General features: G+C 70.8%; 13 protein-coding genes. 7 read left to right on the top strand and 6 right to left on the bottom strand.

The window, feature by feature from the left end:
* Positions 1–5 precede the first annotated feature (5 nt).
* Both ABZV40_RS12965 and ABZV40_RS12960 read right to left on the bottom strand, forming a co-directional pair.
* On the bottom strand, positions 6–1,610 hold the full coding sequence (locus ABZV40_RS12965) for an ABC-F family ATP-binding cassette domain-containing protein (RefSeq protein WP_355439383.1): 1,605 nt from the start codon (positions 1,608–1,610) through the stop codon (positions 6–8).
* A gap of 200 nt (positions 1,611–1,810) precedes the next feature.
* Positions 1,811–2,725, bottom strand: coding sequence for a hypothetical protein (locus tag ABZV40_RS12960; RefSeq protein ID WP_355439378.1), 915 nt, complete (start codon positions 2,723–2,725; stop codon positions 1,811–1,813).
* A 497-nt stretch (positions 2,726–3,222) separates the two neighbouring features.
* Here ABZV40_RS12960 and ABZV40_RS12955 point away from each other — a divergent pair, with 497 nt between their 5' ends.
* Both ABZV40_RS12955 and ABZV40_RS12950 read left to right on the top strand, forming a co-directional pair.
* A complete protein-coding gene (locus tag ABZV40_RS12955; protein ID WP_355439375.1) occupies positions 3,223–4,332 on the top strand; it encodes a tryptophan dimethylallyltransferase family protein in 1,110 nt (369 codons plus the stop codon).
* A gap of 13 nt (positions 4,333–4,345) precedes the next feature.
* Positions 4,346–5,746, top strand: a complete 1,401-nt coding sequence (locus ABZV40_RS12950) for a tryptophanase (RefSeq protein WP_355439372.1) — start codon at positions 4,346–4,348, stop codon at positions 5,744–5,746.
* On the opposite strand, the gene ABZV40_RS12945 is transcribed toward ABZV40_RS12950, so the two are convergent.
* From ABZV40_RS12945 to ABZV40_RS12930, 4 genes are read right to left on the bottom strand one after another with little or no spacing between them, the layout of a single operon-like run.
* Positions 5,743–6,327, bottom strand: coding sequence for an ATP/GTP-binding protein (locus ABZV40_RS12945; protein WP_355439369.1), 585 nt, complete (start codon positions 6,325–6,327; stop codon positions 5,743–5,745). The two genes, ABZV40_RS12950 and ABZV40_RS12945, sit on opposite strands and share 4 nt — an antisense overlap.
* Complete coding sequence (locus ABZV40_RS12940; protein WP_355439366.1) at positions 6,308–6,682, bottom strand: DUF742 domain-containing protein; 375 nt, start codon at positions 6,680–6,682, stop codon at positions 6,308–6,310. Before ABZV40_RS12940 ends, ABZV40_RS12945 begins: the two co-directional genes overlap by 20 nt.
* Positions 6,679–7,113 (bottom strand): roadblock/LC7 domain-containing protein, encoded by a 435-nt coding sequence (locus ABZV40_RS12935; RefSeq protein WP_355439363.1) that lies wholly within the window; start codon positions 7,111–7,113, stop codon positions 6,679–6,681. The genes ABZV40_RS12940 and ABZV40_RS12935 overlap by 4 nt, the downstream gene beginning before the upstream one ends.
* 31 nt (positions 7,114–7,144) lie before the next feature.
* Complete coding sequence (locus ABZV40_RS12930) at positions 7,145–9,499, bottom strand: nitrate- and nitrite sensing domain-containing protein (protein ID WP_355439360.1); 2,355 nt, start codon at positions 9,497–9,499, stop codon at positions 7,145–7,147.
* Between the two features lie 528 nt (positions 9,500–10,027).
* On the opposite strand from ABZV40_RS12930, the gene ABZV40_RS12925 reads away from it, so the two are divergent.
* The 5 genes from ABZV40_RS12925 (at position 10,028) to ABZV40_RS12905 (ending at position 16,870) form a co-directional block, all read left to right on the top strand.
* Entirely contained in the window at positions 10,028–10,927 is a 900-nt protein-coding gene (locus ABZV40_RS12925) for a DUF6461 domain-containing protein (protein WP_355439357.1), read from the top strand.
* 303 nt (positions 10,928–11,230) lie between these two features.
* A complete protein-coding gene (locus tag ABZV40_RS12920) occupies positions 11,231–12,526 on the top strand; it encodes a helix-turn-helix domain-containing protein (protein ID WP_355439354.1) in 1,296 nt (431 codons plus the stop codon).
* A gap of 28 nt (positions 12,527–12,554) precedes the next feature.
* On the top strand, positions 12,555–13,511 hold the full coding sequence (locus ABZV40_RS12915; RefSeq protein ID WP_355439351.1) for a MoxR family ATPase: 957 nt from the start codon (positions 12,555–12,557) through the stop codon (positions 13,509–13,511).
* Between the two features lie 6 nt (positions 13,512–13,517).
* Positions 13,518–14,645, top strand: a complete 1,128-nt coding sequence (locus tag ABZV40_RS12910; RefSeq protein WP_355439348.1) for a DUF58 domain-containing protein — start codon at positions 13,518–13,520, stop codon at positions 14,643–14,645.
* The gene (locus tag ABZV40_RS12905) at positions 14,642–16,870 is read left to right on the top strand and encodes a DUF3488 and transglutaminase-like domain-containing protein (RefSeq protein ID WP_355439345.1); all 2,229 of its coding nucleotides are present in this window, start codon (positions 14,642–14,644) and stop codon (positions 16,868–16,870) included. Before ABZV40_RS12910 ends, ABZV40_RS12905 begins: the two co-directional genes overlap by 4 nt.
* The last annotated feature ends 49 nt before the right edge of the window (positions 16,871–16,919 follow it).

The raw sequence follows: 16,919 nt of genomic DNA, 5'->3' as shown, positions 1-16,919 counted from the left end.
AGTTCTCAGGCGACGCGGCCGGAGGTGAGGGCCAGTTCGGGCCCCTCCCAGCCGCGCCGCAGCCAGCGGTCGTGCGACGCGACGACCACGGCACCGGGTGCCGTCCTCAGCGCGTCCTCCAGCTCCTCGGCGAGGCTGAGCGAGAGGTGGTTCGTCGGCTCGTCCAGCAGCAGCACCTCGGGCGGCCGGGCGATCAGCAACGCCAGCGCCACGCGCCTGCGCTGCCCGACCGAGAGCTCCCCCACCGGCCGGTCCAGGTCGCGGGAAGCCAGCAAACCGAGCTGTGCCAGGGGAACCGCGCCGGCGACCCGGTCGTACAGCTGCCGGGCCGACCGCGACGGGTCGGCGAACACCACGTCCTGCTCCAGCAACCCGACCCGGATCCCGCGCGCCCGGCGCACGTCGCCGGCGTCCGGCTGGAGCTTTCCGGCCAGAACCTCGAGCAGAGTGGACTTCCCCGCACCGTTCGGCCCGGTGACCATCAGCCGCGCCGACGCCGGCACGTCGAGCTGCCCGATGGCGAGCCGCCCGGAGAGCCGGACGTCCCGCAACGACAACGCGAACTGCTCCGTGCCGACCTCACCGGTCATCGCGCCGGTGAACCGCAACGGTGCCGGAGGCCGGCGCACCTGGTCGCGCGTCAGCTCGTCCAGCCGCTGCCGCGCGTTGCGCACCCGCCGCGAGATCTGCTTCTGCACCCGGCCGCCGTGCCGGTCGTAGGCGACCTTGTTGTTGTCCTTCATCACGCGCTGGTGGTTCACCTGATGTGCCGTGACCTCAACGGAAACGCGCAGCTCCTTCAGCTCGTCCTGCTCCTGCGCGTACTGCTGCTCCCACCGGACGCGCTCAAGCCGTTTGGCGGCAAGGTAATCCGTGTAGGTGCCGCCGTACCGCGTCACACCGCCGCGCGCCGGGTCGAGGTCCACGACGTCCGTGCACACCTCGTCCAGGAACACGCGGTCGTGCGACGCCACCACGACGGTGCCGGGCAACCCGCTCAGCTGCCGCTCCAGGAACCCGACCGCCTCGTCGTCGAGGTGGTTCGTCGGCTCGTCGAGCAGCATCGCCCGCGGCTGCCGGATCAGCAGTGCCGCCAGCCCGATCCGCGACCGCTGCCCGCCGGACAACGCGTCCAGCCGGCGCGAGACGTCCACATCGGACAGTCCGAGTCCGGTCAGGACCAGCTTCGCCCTGCGGTCCGCGTCCCACAGGTCGTGGTCCTGCGCCCACTCCAGCAGGTCGCCGTACTCGGCCAGCACGGCCTCGTCGTCCGGGCGCCGCTCCAGCGCCGCGGTCAGCTCGTCGAGCCGGACCGAGGTCGCGCGGATCTCGGCCAGCGCGTCGTCCAGCACGTCGCGAACGGTCGCACCGGGCGCGAAAGGCAGTTCCTGCCAAAGGAAACCGCAGTCCGCGGGCCGCTGGACCGCACCGTCGTCCGGTTCGTCGACGCCCGCGAGGATCCGCAGCAACGTCGACTTGCCGGCGCCGTTCTCGCCCACCAGCCCGATGCGCTGACCAGGCGATCCGACCAGCGAAACCCCGTCCAGCACACGGCGTTCGCCGTAGGACTTCACCAGGTCGCGGGCATGCAGAAAGGGAATGTTCGACATAGGACACCCATCGCCGAAGGAAGATCGGAAACGGACGACACACCGGGCACACAGCGCACAGGAGGCGCGGGCCGCGGACGCGTGTCGGTGAGGGTGTCAGTAGATCACGTGGAAGATGGTGGCACGGTGGGCGGCGAACCGTCAACCGCGGACTGCCCCGCCGGGGCGGAAACCCCGGCAGGGCAGCACTTCCCGCCGGATCAGCCGCAGCGGTAGAGCACCGCGTCCCACCCGCGCCGGCCGTACGCGACGCCGGAGTCGGTGATGCCCACGACGTAGCCGTCGATGTCCTGCGGCTGGTCGCCGGTCCAGATCGCCCAGCTCCGGCGAGCCCCGTCCGCGTGCAGCCCGGCGATCACACCTCGCGCGTTGACCGCCTCGACCGTCTCCGCGCCAGGGATGACCCGAGTGACGTTGCCGTGCAGGCCCCACTCGACGATCTCGCCGTTGTTGTTCACACCGACCGCGTGGCCGTCGGCGTAGCGCTGTGGATGCGCGCCACGACGGTCCCGGATCCACACGGTTTTCGCGTCAGGCGAGAAGATCTCGCCCTCGGTCGTGACGACGCGCCCCTCCTCGTCGAGCCCGGCGGGCTGCCCGCGTCCGATCACGACGGGCTGCACCGACCCGGCCCGCCAGACCACGGTCCTGGCCTCCCCGCCGTCGTCGATCCAGCCCGCGACGTCGCCGCGTTCGTTGACGAAGTTGGCCGCACCGTTGCCGTTCGGCACCGGCAACCACTCGTAGGTGCCGTCCTGGGAGTGGTAGCGGTACGAACTGGTCGCGCCGGTGTTGTTGTCGTAGGTGTAGCCGACGACGACACCGGAGTTGTTCACGTCCCACGGCGAGTTGTCGACACCGGGGCCGCGGTTCGGGTCGGCCATGCCCACCGGGGTGGTGCCGAACCACAGGATGCCGTTCAGCACCCCGTAGTCGATGTTGGTGGCGTCACCGACGGTGATCGTGCCGTCCGGGGACATCCCGGTGACGCGTTCGTGCTCGACGTTCGGGTGGACGGGCAGTCCGGTGGCAGTCCAGACGCAACCGGCGGCCTGGGCCGGTGCGGGCAGTGCGGCGAGCACGAAGGCCGCCGCCACCGCAGCAGGGAAACGCATTGAGGCTCCTAGTGAGCGGATCATGTACGACCACTAGTCGCCCGTGCGAACCCGACGTTAGCGAGAAATTCTCATATTTTTCCGATGCACCCTCGAGTCGCATCGTTCGCTATCAAACGACCTTGGAGCACCGGGACAGCGGCCGGGAATTGCGACGAACGGTGACACGATTTCGACCGCCCTAGCACGAATAGCAATAGCCGCACAAACGGTGCTCATTCGAATCCAAGCGACCCCGCATAGCACACGTGCGGCGGTCCGGGCAATTCACACAGCGCATCGACATTCACAGCCCCGGAATGCCGCACACACCATCGAATTCCGCCGGAGTCAATAGTCCGTGCAGTGCAACCTTGATCACAGGTCAGAGTGCCCCATGCAACCCCTCTGGCTCTTGACCAGGGCAGGCAGGTGGTTGAGACAATTCACCCGCGATTCCACCCCGTACGGATTGCACCCCTGCCTGATTCCCCCCGCCGATCAGGAGAGTCAACGTCTTGAGCGCGCCCGATGTCTCAATACGCGATTTCGCCGTTGAACAACTGCAGATCCTGTTGCGCGCCGTCGGTTTAGCGGAGTCCGCGGAAAGAGGTACGGCACTGCTGGCCCAGGCATTGGGGCCCGGCAGCCGGCAGCCGCTCTCGGCAGCCCCCCGCTGGCCGTCCTTCGTCGCCGACGACCACACCCCGGTCGAGTTCTCGGTGGCACTGGCGCACCGCGAGCCGCCGGCCGTCCGCATGATCGTCGAACCGCTCGCCGAACAGCCCGGCCTGCGGGCGAACCTCGCCGCGGCGCTCGACGTGCTCGACGGGCTGGCCGGGCGGCACCGGCTGGACCTCCGCCGCCTCGACCTCGTGCGCGACCTCTTCCTCCCCGCCGAGCCGCAGGGGGCGTTCGCGTTCTGGTACTCGCTGATCCTCCAGGCGGGCGCGGCGCCGGACATCAAGGTCTACCTCAACCCCGAGGTGCAGGGCCGGGAGAGCGCGACCACGCTCGTCCGGGAGGGACTCGGCAGGCTCGGTCTCGGCGCGGCCTGCTCGACGGTGACCGGCCACGCGTTGCGGCGCGACGGGCTGGACCGGTTCTCGTTCTTCGCCCTCGACCTGATGGACGAGCACCGCGCGCGGGTGAAGACCTACGTGGCGCACGAAGCCGCCGAGGTCCCGGACGTCATCGCCGCGGCGGCCGCGGCCCCGGACACCGATCCCGAACTGGTGTCGGACGTGATCGCACTGGCCTGCGGCAGCACCGGGCCGTTCGCGCTGCGCCCGCTGATGTCCAGCTACACCTTCATGTCCGGCGACACGGACCGTCCGAGCGGCTACTCGCTCTACATCCCCGTGCGGGACTACGTGCAGGACGACCTGGAGGCGTGTGAGCGCGTTCTCGCGATCATGGCCAGGTGCGGGCTCGACACCGCGCCGTTCGTGATGGCGCTGGCGAGCATGGTCCGCCGGCCGCTCGCCGAGGGCGTCGGGCTGATCGCCCACGTGTCGCTGCGGCTGGGCAGGCCGCGGCCGGGAGTCACGGTCTACCTGTCGTCCGAGGCGTACGACGTGACACCGCCTCGCACCGAAACGCCTCGCACCGAAGCACTGTCGCACTGAGAAAGGCACCACCGTGGAGCCGTACCGCATCAAGGTCGTCGAACCGATTCCCATCACGACCCGTGAACACCGGGAACGCAGGTACGCCGAGGGCGGCTACAACCAGTTCAACCTCACCGCCGAGGACGTGACGATCGACCTGCTGAGCGACTCCGGCACCGGCGCGATCTCCGCCGAGCAGCAGGCGGCGGGCATGCGCGGCGACGAGACCTACGCGGGAGCGCGGTCGTGGTTCCGGTTCCGCGAGGTCGTCGAGGAGCTCACCGGCTTCACGCACATCTTCCCGGTGCACCAGGGCCGTGCCGCGGAACGGATCCTGTTCAGCGCGTTGCTCAAGCCCGGCCAGATCTCCATCAGCAACACGCACTTCGACACCACCCGCGCGAACGTCGAGATCGCGGGCGGTGTCGTGCGGGACCTCCCCTGCCCGGCGGCCGCGGACCTCGACAGCGACGCGCCGTTCAAGGGCGACATCGACCTCGTCGCACTGGAAGCGGCGCTGGCCGGACCGGACGACGTCGGCCTGGTGCTCATGACGATCACCAACAACGGCGGCGGCGGCCAGCCGGTCTCGATGGCGAACCTCGAAGCGGCGAGCGCGTTGTGCCGCAGGCACGGCGTGCCGTTCATCCTCGACGCGGCCAGGTTCGCCGAGAACGCGTGGCTGGTGACGCAACGGGAGGAGAAGTACCGGGGCACGAGCCCGCGCGAGGTCGCGAAGCTCGCGTTCCGGCTGGCCGACGGCTGCGTGGCCAGCCTGAAGAAGGACGGCATCGTCCACATCGGAGGGTTGCTGGCGCTCAACGACCCGGCGCTGGCCAAGCAGTGCGAGCTGCTGCTCATCGCGACCGAGGGTTTCCGCACCTACGGCGGGCTTTCCGGCCGCGACCTCGACATGTGCGCCCGGGGCCTGATCGAGGTCACCGACCCGCTCTACCTGCGCGAGCGGGCGGAGGCCACCGCGTACCTCGCCGAGTGCGCGCGCCAGGCCGGTGTGGACAGCGTGCAGCCGACCGGCGTGCACGCGGTCTACCTCAACGCGGCCAGGCTGCTGCCGCACATCCCGCCGCACCGGTTCACCGGGCACGCGCTCGCCTCCGAGCTGTACCTCGCGGGCGGAATCCGGTGTGCCGAACTGGGTTCGCTCTACCTCGGCGAGATCACCGAGGACGGCGAGCTGATCACGCCCGCGCCGTTCGAGCTGGTGCGCCTGGCGATCCCGCGCCGCGTCTACACCCGCAGCCACCTGGAGTACGTGGCCGAGACGCTCGCGGGAATCGCCAAGAACCCGGAGCAGGTGCCCGGTTACCGGCTCACCGAGGCACCCGCCCTGCTGCGCCCGTTCCGCTGCCGGCTGGAACAGGTCCGCGACACGGCAGCATTCCGCCGCACGGAACCCCGCCAGCCCCGCTAGGCGACCGCGTGGTCGAGCTTGCTCATCGCGTGCTCGATCACGCGCGCCAGCACCGTCTTGCACGACTCGCGGTCACGGGCGTCGCACATCACCAACGGCACGTTGTCCGTGACGTCGAGCGCGTGCCGCACCTCGTCCTCGGTGTAGGAGTAGCTGTTCTCGAAGCAGTTCACCGCCACCACGAACGGGATGCCGCGGCGCTCGAAGAAGTCGATCGCCCCGAACCCGCCGTCCAGCCTGCGGGTGTCGACCAGGACGACCGCGCCGATCGCGCCGTAGGCCAGCTCGTCCCACATGAACCAGAAGCGGTCCTGGCCGGGCGTGCCGAACAGGTACAGCACGACCTCGGGGTTGATCGTGATGCGGCCGAAGTCGAGCGCCACGGTCGTCGTGTTCTTGCCCTCGACGCCCGCCAGGTCGTCGATCTCCGTGCCGGCCTCGGTGAGCAGCTCCTCGGTCCGCAGCGGGGTGATCTCGCTGACGGCGCCGACCAGCGTCGTCTTGCCGACACCGAAACCACCCGCGACGACGATCTTGACCGAGGCCGGGACGAGCAGCTCTTCAGATTGCACGGACGCCATCAAGCACCTTCTGGAGTAGGTTCATGTCCGGCGCGACCGCCATCCGCGACGCGTCGCTGGTGATGACGTCACCGCGCTGGATCAGGTCGCTCAGCAACACCTTCGCCACGACGAGCGGCGCGTGCAGGTACGCGGCGACTTCCGCCACGGACAACGGTTTGCGGCACAGTCTGATGATCTCGAGGTGCTCGACGGACAGCGAGCTGGTGTCGGACGAGGTGCGGATCGCCCGCACCTGGGTCGCGAGGTTCAGCCGGCCCCACGTCGGCCTGGTGCGCCCGCTCACGAGCGCGTAGGGCCGGACCAGCGGGCCCGCCGCCTCGTCGTACCACCAGTCCGACGACCGCGGGCTCATGACAGCCCCATCGGGTGGCGGGGCGCCGCGAGAGTTCGGGGGGCCGACGACAGGTAGGAGCCCACGCGCTTCACGAGCATGTTCATCTCGTAGGCGATCATGCCCATGTCCGCGTCCTCGTCACCGACCACCGCGAGGCAGGCGCCCTGACCGGCGGCGGTGACGAACAGGTGGGCGCGCTCCATCTCCACGATGGTCTGCCGGACCTGGCCGCCGCCGAAGTGCCGGCCGGTGCCGCGGGCGAGCGACTGGAACGCCGACGCCATCGCCGACAGGTGGTCGGAGTCGTCCTTGGACAGTTCGGGAGAGCGCGCGAGCAGCAGACCGTCCGCGGAGAGCACCACCGCGTGCCGCGCCCCGACCACTCTGGCGACGAGGTCGTCCAGCAGCCAGTTCAGCTCGGGGTGCCCGCCGGTCAGATCGTCGTCCACGGCAACTGCCTTTCGTGTTCAGTGCGGATGATCACGGTTCGACGGCGTCGTCGGCCTTGCGGGCCTCACGGGTGCCCTGCTGGAAGGCCGACATGCCGTCGCGAGTGCGTTCTGCCCGTTCCTCGGTGTGCACCTCGGTGAAGTCGGGCTCCTGCCGGAGGTCGTTGTTCGCGAGCTGTGGCACGAGGTGCTGCTGCCGCCTCCGGCGCGGCAGCTCTGGCCGGGTGTCCTGGCGCGTGTCGTCACCGTCCCGGGCGTTCTCGGCCGGCCGAGGGGCCGCCGGGTGGTCTTGTGCGGGCAACACGCCGACGATGCTCCCGCTGTCCGGATCGGTGTCCTCGCGGGAGCTTCGGTCGTTTCCCACTCCTCCCCCTGCCCAGAACTCGTTCAGCTCCGAGCTGGGCCGGGCGTCGAGCACGACGTCCTCGGCGCGTTCGGTGTGCGGGAGAGCGGCCTGGGCGAGCGTCTGCTGCCGGAACGTCGGCTTGGGCATCTGGACGGGTTCGGACGTGTCGGCCGCGCCCGCCTCGCCGACGATCAGCTCGGACGGCACCAGCACCAGCGCGATCGTGCCGCCGGTCGGGCAGTCGCGCAGCTCGACGTGGATGCCGCGGCGGGCGGCCAGCCGCGCGACGACGAACAGGCCGAGGCGGGACTCGCCGCGCAGGCGCATGGCCTCGAAGTCGGGCGGCGCGGTCAGCATCCTGTTGTGCTGCTCGCGGTCCTCCGGCTTGATGCCGAGACCGTGGTCCTCGATCTCGATCACGAGCCCCTGCGGCACCTCGCTGCTGTGCACCTCGACCTGCGAGCGCGGTGACGAGAACGACGTGGCGTTGTCGACCAGCTCGGCGATCAGGTGGATCACGTCGGCGACGGCGGCACCGGCCAGCGCCACCTCGGGCACCGGGTTCACCTTGACCCGCGCGTACTGCTCGGTCTCCGCGACGGCCGCGCGCACCACGTCGAGCATGCGCACGGGCTTGCGCCACTGCCGTCCCGGCTGCTCGCCGGTGAGGATGATCAGGTTCTCGGCGTTGCGGCGGGCGCGGGTGGCGAGGTGGTCGAGCTGGAAGAACGCGTCGAGGTGGTCTGGGTTCTCCTCCTCGCGCTCCAGCTTGTCGAGGATCTTGAGCTGGCGGTGCACCAGGCCCTGGTTGCGGCGCGCGATGTCGAGGAAGACCCGGTTCACGCCCTCACGGGTCTGGCTCTCCTTCACGGCCGCGGCGACGGCGGTGTACTGCGCGGCGTTGAACGCGTCGGCCACCTGGCCGATCTCGTCGTTGCCGTAGTCGAGCGCGGGCACCTCGGCGGCGACGTCGACGTGCTTGCCGTCGCGCAACCGCTCGACGATGTCCGGCAGCCGTTCGTGCGCGAGCTTGAGCGAGTCGCTCTTCAGGCTGGTGAGCCGGACGATCAACGCCTTGTTGACCAGGCGGCTGGAGATGCGCACGGCGACGAAGATGCCGATGATCACCGCGATCAGCGCGATGAGGCTGCCGATCAGCACGGTGTTGAACTTGTCCTTGCCGTTGGCCATGGCCACGTTCACCGCGCCGGTGGACTGCTCCTCGACCAGCTTGGTGAGCTCGGCGGACACCGCGCGGTCGGCGGCCTCCCAGTCCGACGCCACGACGGAGCCGCCGATGGGCCGTTCCGCGTTCTGCAGCAACCGGTTCTCGTAGGTCACCAGCTGCTGCCACTGCGGGTTGTCCACGACCTGCTTGTAGTGCTCGCGCACGTTCGGCAGGGCGTAGGGCTCGATCGAGCTGAGCGAGGACCGGTACGAGCCGACGAGGTAGACGAACTCGCGGTGCTCCTCCGGCGTGAACCTGCCCGCCGCCAGCGCACCGGCGGCCACCGACCCGGCCCGCGACATCGCGTCGGCGGCCTGGAAGTACTGCACCGCGGCGAGCGCGCCCTGCACGGTCTGGGCGTCCGGCACGATGCGGGCCTGCGTGTTGAACAGCGCGGCACCGGCGTCCAGCACGCTGTTGTAGTAGCGGTAGATCTCCGGCTTGGACGCCGTGCCGCCCTCGAGCGCCGCCCGCTGCTGGGGAAGCTGGTCCAGCAGCCCGTTGAGCTTGCCGATGCCGTCGACGACCTCCTGCGGCGCCTTCGAGGCGAGCTCGGTGAACGCCGTCTTCATCCTGGCGAGGTCCGCGTCGGTCGCCTGCTGCTGCTTGACCAGCGCCGACGTGCTCGTGCCCGGCTTGCTCAGGCTCGTCATGCTGAGCTCGCGTTCCTTCTGCAGCGACGCGAACGACTGCACGGCCGGAATCGACGCGTCTCGCACCCCGGAAGCCACCAGCTGCAGGTACAGGCCCTCGAACACCGTGTAGGACGAGAACAGCGCCCACATGGCCAGGAGGACGATGCTGGGAACCACCACGACACCAGTGAGCCGCGAACGAATTGTCTTGTAATTCGTCTCAGGCACGTTCTTCAGCTTCACAACGCTCCACGAGCACCCGAATTGGCGACGGAAAGATAGCACCGCGCGATCAGCACGATCAACCAGCGATGATCTTGGGGGCGCGTAGAGACTACTCAGTCACATGACCGCCGCAACACCCCCCATAGCGCTGTTCCGCCTCATCGACTGGACCGTTGTTGTGGTGCGTGAACGCGCTCCCGCTGGTAGAACGGCCGCCGATGCTTCTTCCGGGCGGCCGATGCCCAACTGGGCTTTCTCGACCGAACTCGACAAACACAGCAGCTATTGCGGCCGACTTGACATTCCACGCGAAGTCTTCTAAGAGCAAACGCAGTGCAACCGACGGTCGCTTTCCGTCACCATTCGCTATTCGATGAATTTACAGCGGGGTAACGCGGACGGACGGCACGACCTCCCCGCCCGCGACGGCTCGCGACGCGGGAGGTCTAGGGTTCTCCCGGACTGCATCTGGGGGGACGCATGCGGATTGACCTGTCCTGGGCCGACTCGTACCACAGCCAGCCGTTCCTGAGCGAGATCTTCGCTCTCGCGTTCGTGCGTGGGGTCGAGCCGCTCGACGCCCTGCGACGCATCGGCGGACACCCGGACACGCTCGCGGAGCGCACGCCGGACGAGATCGGGAACCTGCACGAGTTCGAGCACGGCTACCCGGAGATCGTCTCCGCGCTGCCGCTGGGCGAGTGGACGGTGCTGCTGCAGCCGAACAGCTTCGAACTGGTGCACCTCGTCGACGCGTTGTCACGGGGCACGGAAGCGCTCGCCCTGCTGCGGCACGACTACGCGTCGCCGAGCTTCGAGTACGCCGTCGACGGCGAGATGATCACGCGGTTCAACCTGAACTACCCGGACCTGCGCGGCGGCGCGGATCGCGACCGGCTGCTGCCGTTGCTGCGCAAGGCCGGTTTCGACCCGGACCACGACGAGGGCGACTACGGGCCGGTGGTCGGCAAGGCGCTGCGGCTGGCCTTCCAGATCACCGGTGTCCTGCCCACCTTCGAGCAGCTCACCGCGCCGTTGCCGAGCATGCACTTCGACAGCTGGTTCGCCCGCACCCGGCCGTCCGGCGCCGGGGCCGACCCGCTCGGGCAGGCCGAGGCGCTCGTCGCGGAGCTGGGCCTCGGCGGCACGCCCGGTCTGGCCGACGCGCTGGCCGCCGCCCGTCGCGGCGAACGCGTCGTGGTCGCACCGGACAGCGAGCTCGGGCGGCACGTGCGGGACTGGCTCACCCTGCAGCGCCGTGCCAGTTGGTCGCTCAACAGCGCCAGGTCGGCGATGACCGACGCGGAACGCCGGCACGGCTACCGCTTCGGCCACCTGACCCTGGCGTTGCAGGACGCGTTCCGGCCCGACCTGGCCTGATCATCACGACGGCGCGCCCGTCCAGTCCCTGTGCACGATCCCCTCCCGAGCTCGTTCGTGGCGGCAGGACTTGGCCCCCAGCCCAGGCCTGCCGCCACGCCCCCCAGAACCGGCGGCGATGTCACCACTCGCCGTCGTGCCACCAGCATCACGCCACCCGAGGGGGAAGGGCAGGGGTCTCCCGTCTCCCGCTCGCGGAGGCGACGGGAGACGACTGGGCATCGGCACGACGGCCGATCAGACTCGAATCGCGCAGCCGGAGGTCAGTAGTCTGCGAGGCTGTCTGGAGCAGACGGGGGACCCATGGCTGAGCAGTCGGATGTCTTTGGTGTGGAGCTGCGTCGCCTGCGGACCGCGGCGGGCCTGTCGCTGGCGGCGCTGGCGCAGCAGGTCCACTACAGCAAGGGCTATCTGGGCAAGATCGAGACTGGACTGAAGCGACCAGGTGTTGATCTGGCCCGGCGCTGTGACGCGGTTCTCGGAGCCGGTGGACGTCTGGCCCGCATCGTGGACCAGCCCGCTCCCGCGAGCCCGCCGGCAGCTGTCGAGGCCGACGGCGAAGTGTGGGTGATGAGCATGGCTCCGGACGGATCGAGCTGGATGGTCCCGATGCCTCGGCGTGAGGCGATCGCGACGGGCGCGGCCTCGTTGCTGGGACTGACTTTGGGGACACCGCGCAGCGCGTCGGCCGCCGCGGCGCACGACGGCACGCTGACCGCGTTCCGCTCCCTGTTCGCGCAGGTCAGGCAGCTGGGGCAGACGACGAGCCCGAGCGTGGTGCTGCCGATGGTGACCGTGCACACGCACACCCTGCGCGGCATGGCGAACGGCGCGCCCTCCCCGATCCGCGAGCAGCTGCTCGGGCTCGCCGCCCGCTACAGCGAGTACGCGGGGTGGATGGCCCAGGAGGCGGGCGACGACCGGGCCGCGATGTGGTGGACCCGCAACGCCGTCGAGATGGGCGCCGCGGCCGGCGACACCGAGCTCGCCACGTACTCGCTGATCAGGCAGGCCCTGATCACGCTGTACCGCGACGACGCCGTCGGCACGATCGACCTGGCCCAGCAGGCGCAGGCCGCCCCCGGCACGTCGCCGCGGGTGCGGGGGCTCGCCGCGCTGCGCGAGGCCCAGGGCCACGCCCTGGCCTGCGACTACGACAACTGCCGGCGCGCGCTCGACCGCGCCGCCGCGCTGCTCGACCAGGCCGACACCTCCAGCGGCATGACGATCGGCTCGGCCTCGGTCAGCGGCGCCGACCTGAACAGCCTGGTCGCGGCCTGGTGCCTGCACGACCTGGGCCGGTCCCGCGAGGCGGCGGACGTCATGGACCGCCAGCTCGCCCTGGTCCCCGGCACCGCTCACCGCACCCACGCGCGTTTCGGCGCCCGCCGCGCCCTCGCCTACGCCACGGCCGGTGACATCGACCACGCGAGCGCTCTCGCGGCGAAGGTGCTCGACGCGGCCGACCTGGTCGACTCCGCTACCGTCCGGCAGGACCTGAAACGACTGGCCCGGCTGCTCGGCCGCGAGCGCGACCAGCCGGCGGTGCGCGAGGTGTACCCCAGGCTGAACGCGGCGCTGCGCGGCCCGATCCACTAGCAGGACGAATCATCTGGGGGGAACCGAAGTGTCCGATGCCGCGATCTTCCAGCGCCGGTTCGAGGCGCTGGCCGCGAACGTCGAGGACTTCATCCGCGGCAAACCCGAGGTGGTCAGGCTGGCGCTGGTGTGCCTGCTCGCCGAGGGCCACCTGCTGATCGAGGACGTGCCGGGCGTCGCGAAGACCTCGCTGGCCAAGGCCATCGCCCGTTCCGTCGCGGGCGCCGAGGTGAAGCGCATCCAGTTCACCCCCGACCTGCTGCCGTCCGACGTGACCGGCGTGCAGGTGTACGACCAGGGCCGCTCGCGGTTCGAGTTCCGCCGGGGCCCGGTCTTCACGAACATCCTGCTCGGCGACGAGATCAACCGCGCCTCCCCGAAGACGCAGTCGGCCCTGCTGGAGGTCATGGCGGAGGGCCAGGTCACGGTGGACGGCCGCCCGGTGCCGGTGCCCCACCCGTTCCTGTGCATCGCCACCCAGAACCCGGTGGAGCACCAGGGCACCTACGCCCTGCCGGAAGCGCAGCTCGACCGGTTCATGATGCGCATCAGCATCGGCTACCCGGACGACCTGGCCGACGAGGTCGGCATCCTGTCCTACGGCGTCACCCGCCGCCGCCCGGACGAGCTGAAGTCCGTCATGGAGCTCGACGACCTCCGCCTGATGATCCGCGCGGTCCGCGAGCAGCGCGTGGCCGACACCCTTCGCGAGTACGTGGCCCGCATCGTGCGCGCGACCCGCGTCCACCCCGACGTCGAACTGGGGGTGAGCCCGCGCGGTGGCATCGCCCTGGTGACCGCCGCGCAGGCCTACGCGCTGGCCGCGGGCCGCCCGTACGTGACCGCGGACGACGTGAAGGCCGTCGCCGTCCCCGTTCTCAACCACCGCCTGCTGCTCACCCCGGAAGCCCGCATCCAGCACCGCACCGCCGAGTCGGTCCTCGCCGACGTCCTCGCCGCCGCGCCGGTGCCGGCAGGCCGGTGACGTGCGGTGCTGACCAGAACCGGCGCCGCGATGGCGTGCACCGCCGTGGGCCTGGTCGCGCTCGGCGGGTGGGCCGACTACCCCGAGCTCGTGGTCCTCGGCCTCGGCGCGGCGGCGACCCTGCTGGTGGCCTCGGCGTGGCTCTTCGTCTCCCCGCGGCTGACGGTCGTGCGGGAGGTCCAGCCGCACCGGGTGTTCGAGGGCAACACCGCGCGCGGAACGCTGACGGTGACGAACATCGGCCGCCGCCGCAGCCCCGGGTTGCTGGTCACCGAGACGGTCGCCGGGCACCGCACCACCGTTCCCGTGCCCGCGCTGGCCGCCGGTGGCAGCTGCACGGCCGGGTACCCGCTGCCGATCACCAGGCGCGGCCGTTACCTGATCCCCGCCGTCGAGGTGGGTCACTCAGACCCGCTGCGCCTGCTGCACCGCGGCCACGCCCGCGGCGGTGAGCTCGTCGTGCACGTCTACCCGCGCGTGCACCCGCTCGCCATGATCACCGCAGGTGGACCGCACGACGCGGAAGGCCCGACGGTCAACAGCGCGCCTCTGGGCGGCGTGGCGTTCCACAGCCTGCGGGAGTACGTGCCCGGCGACGACTGGCGGCACATCCACTGGGGCGCGACGGCGAGGACCGGCACGGTGATGGCCCGGCACGTGGTGGTTCCCGACGAACCCCGTCAGCTGGTCGTGTTCGACACGAGCTCCGCGTCCTACCCCGGGACGTTGTTCGAGGACGCCGTGCGGGTGACCGCCTCGTTCTGCGTGGCGGCGGAGAAGGCCGGTCTGCCGTTCGAGCTGCGCACGACCGGTGCGCGGCAGCCGGGACCGTCCGCGCTCGAGTTCCTCTCCACTGTGGACGGTGACCGCACCGGCGTCGGCCTGGCCGGGCTCTCAGACCTGGTGCGGGACGTGGTCGCGGACAGCCAGGGCGTCGCGCTGACCGTGGTCACCGGCCAGGTCGGCGACGAGGCCGCGCAGCTGCTGATGTCGTTGCGCTCCAGGTTCCTGTCGGTGAGCCTCGCCCAGCTGGTGACGGCGGACCCCGGCACGCGACCGCGCGGCGTGCTCGCGGTCGCCGCCCCGGGCAGCGAGCAGTTCGCCGCCGACTGGAACCGGCTGGTGCTGCGATGACCTGGCGGAGGTTCACCCCGGTCGGGCGGCTGGCCGAGGTGGCGCTGGCGATGGCGGCGTCGGCGGCCGGGAACCTGGTTTACCAACGTTTCTTCGCCACCCACGACCACCTCCTCGTGCTCTCGCTCGCGTGCCTCACCGGTGGCGTGACGGCCGCTCTGGGCCACCGTCGCGCGTGGATCGCACTGCCGTCGGCGGTCGCGGGACTGGCCGTGATCATGATCTACGGCGTGTCCGGCGGCTCCGCTTCCACCGTCCTGGGCAGACTGCACGGCAGCTGGAACCGGCTGCTCACGGTGACCGCGCCCGCCGACGCGTGGGGCGAGCTGCTGGCCACGCCGACGCTGGTGGCGTGGGCGGTGGCGTTCTCCTCTGTCGTGCTCGTCCTGCGGACCCGCAACGCGCCGGCGCCGCTCCTGCCACCGTTGGCGGGCTTCCTGTTCGCCCTCTTCGCCGTCGGCAACCAGGCGGGAGCGCATCCCCTCGCCACCGCGGTGTTCCTGGTCACGGCGCTGGCGCTGATCGCGGTCCGCACCCACCGGGGCACCGCCGACGGCGCGGTTCGCCTCGAACGCCAGTCGTCCAGGCAGGTCGTCGCCCTCGTCACCGTGGCCTGCGTGGTCGCCGCCAGCGCGTTGTCCGGCGTGCTGGCCGGCCGGCTGTTGCCCCTGGCCCACGGCGATCACCGCTTCGATCCACGCGACCTGCTCGCACCGCCGGTCGTGCACACCGACACCCTCACGCCGCTGTCCCAGCTGAAGAAACAGCTCAACGAGTCCCCGCCCCGCCCGTTGTTCACCGTGCGGACGACCCCTGATCCCGCCACGCCCCTCGACCGGGTGCGCACCGCCGCGCTGGACACGTTCGACGGCACCACCTGGACCGCGACCGGCACCTACCGCGTGGCGGGGAGCCACCTCACCGTCGATCCCGCGCTCGGGCACCGCAAGCCGGTGACCGCGCACGTCGAACTGCAGGAGCTCGCCGGGCCGTACCTGCCGGTGATCGGCTGGCCGTCCCGGCTGGACGCCCCCGGCGAGACCAGCGGCCGGTTCGGGTTCGACCCGGACTCGGGCGTGGTGGTGAGCACCGTCCCCACCTCGCCTGGGTTCGGCTACGACGTCACGGGCGAGATCTACGTGCAGGACAAGGACCTGGCACAGGCCGCCACGACGACGACCCGGTCGCCACCGCTTCCCCCCGGTGTTCCGGAAGCCGTGCGCGCGCTGGCCGCGTCGGCGGCCGAGCGGAACAGCCCCCTCCCCCGCGACCGCCTCAGCTCCCTCCAGTCCGCTCTGCAGATCATGGATCAGCGGCCGAACCGGCCACCGGGGCATTCCTACGCCGCCATCGCCCGTGCGCTGGCGGGCGGGGACGCGGGCGGCGGGTACGCCGAGCAGTACGCCGCGGCGTTCACGGTGGTCGCCAGGATGTGGGGGTACCCGGCCAGGGTCGCGGTCGGCTACCGCCTGCGCTCCGGCAAGGACGGTGTCTTCCAGGTCACCACCGCCGATGCCCACGCGTGGTCCGAGGTTCACTTCGAGGGGTACGGCTGGGTCGCGTACGACCCCACCCGAACCGATGACGAGATCACTCGGAACCCACCGCCGGAGGCACCTCGCGTGGTTCCGCCGCAGCCCTCCCCGTCGACCACCGCGCCGGTGCCCGCGCCCCGGCTGGACTCGTCGCGCGTCGCCGCGCCGGGCGAGCGGGGGTTCCGCTGGGACAACGTCCTGAACGTCACCGTCCTGCTCGTGCCGGCGGTGATCCTGCTCGTGCTGCTCGCGGGCGGACTGGTGGTGATCGGCAAGGCTCATCGCCGCAGGAAGCGGCGCAACGATCCCGACCACGCGGCGCGGGTTCTCGGCGCGTGGCGGGAACAGCTCGACCGGCTGACCGAACGCGGTGTCTCGCCACCGGTCTCACTCACGTTCCACGAAGTGGCTCGGCACGTGCGCGGCACGCTCGGGGACGCGTCGGACCCGATCGCCGCGACCGCGGAACTGGCGACCACGGCGATCTACGCGCCGGAGCACCTCGACCGTCAAGATGCCGACCAGGCCTGGGAACTGGTGACACTGCTGAACGCCGAGCTGTACCCGGGACGCCTGTCCGCGGCACGCCTGCGCGCCGCGCTGGACCCCCGTCCACTGTGGATCTCGTGGAGCGTCGCGCGGCGCAGGCGCCACGCGGGAGAGGACCTGGAAACGGGGCGATACCGGTGAACCGGGGGCACGCCCGGGTCGCGCTCGGCGCGGCGGGCGGCGACTTCAG

This window comes from Lentzea sp. NPDC004782, from assembly GCF_040609115.1.
In the GTDB taxonomy this organism is placed as follows: domain Bacteria; phylum Actinomycetota; class Actinomycetes; order Mycobacteriales; family Pseudonocardiaceae; genus Lentzea.
The sequence above is the reverse complement of the archived record's forward strand: the minus strand, read 5'-3'. Positions and strand labels throughout refer to the sequence as shown.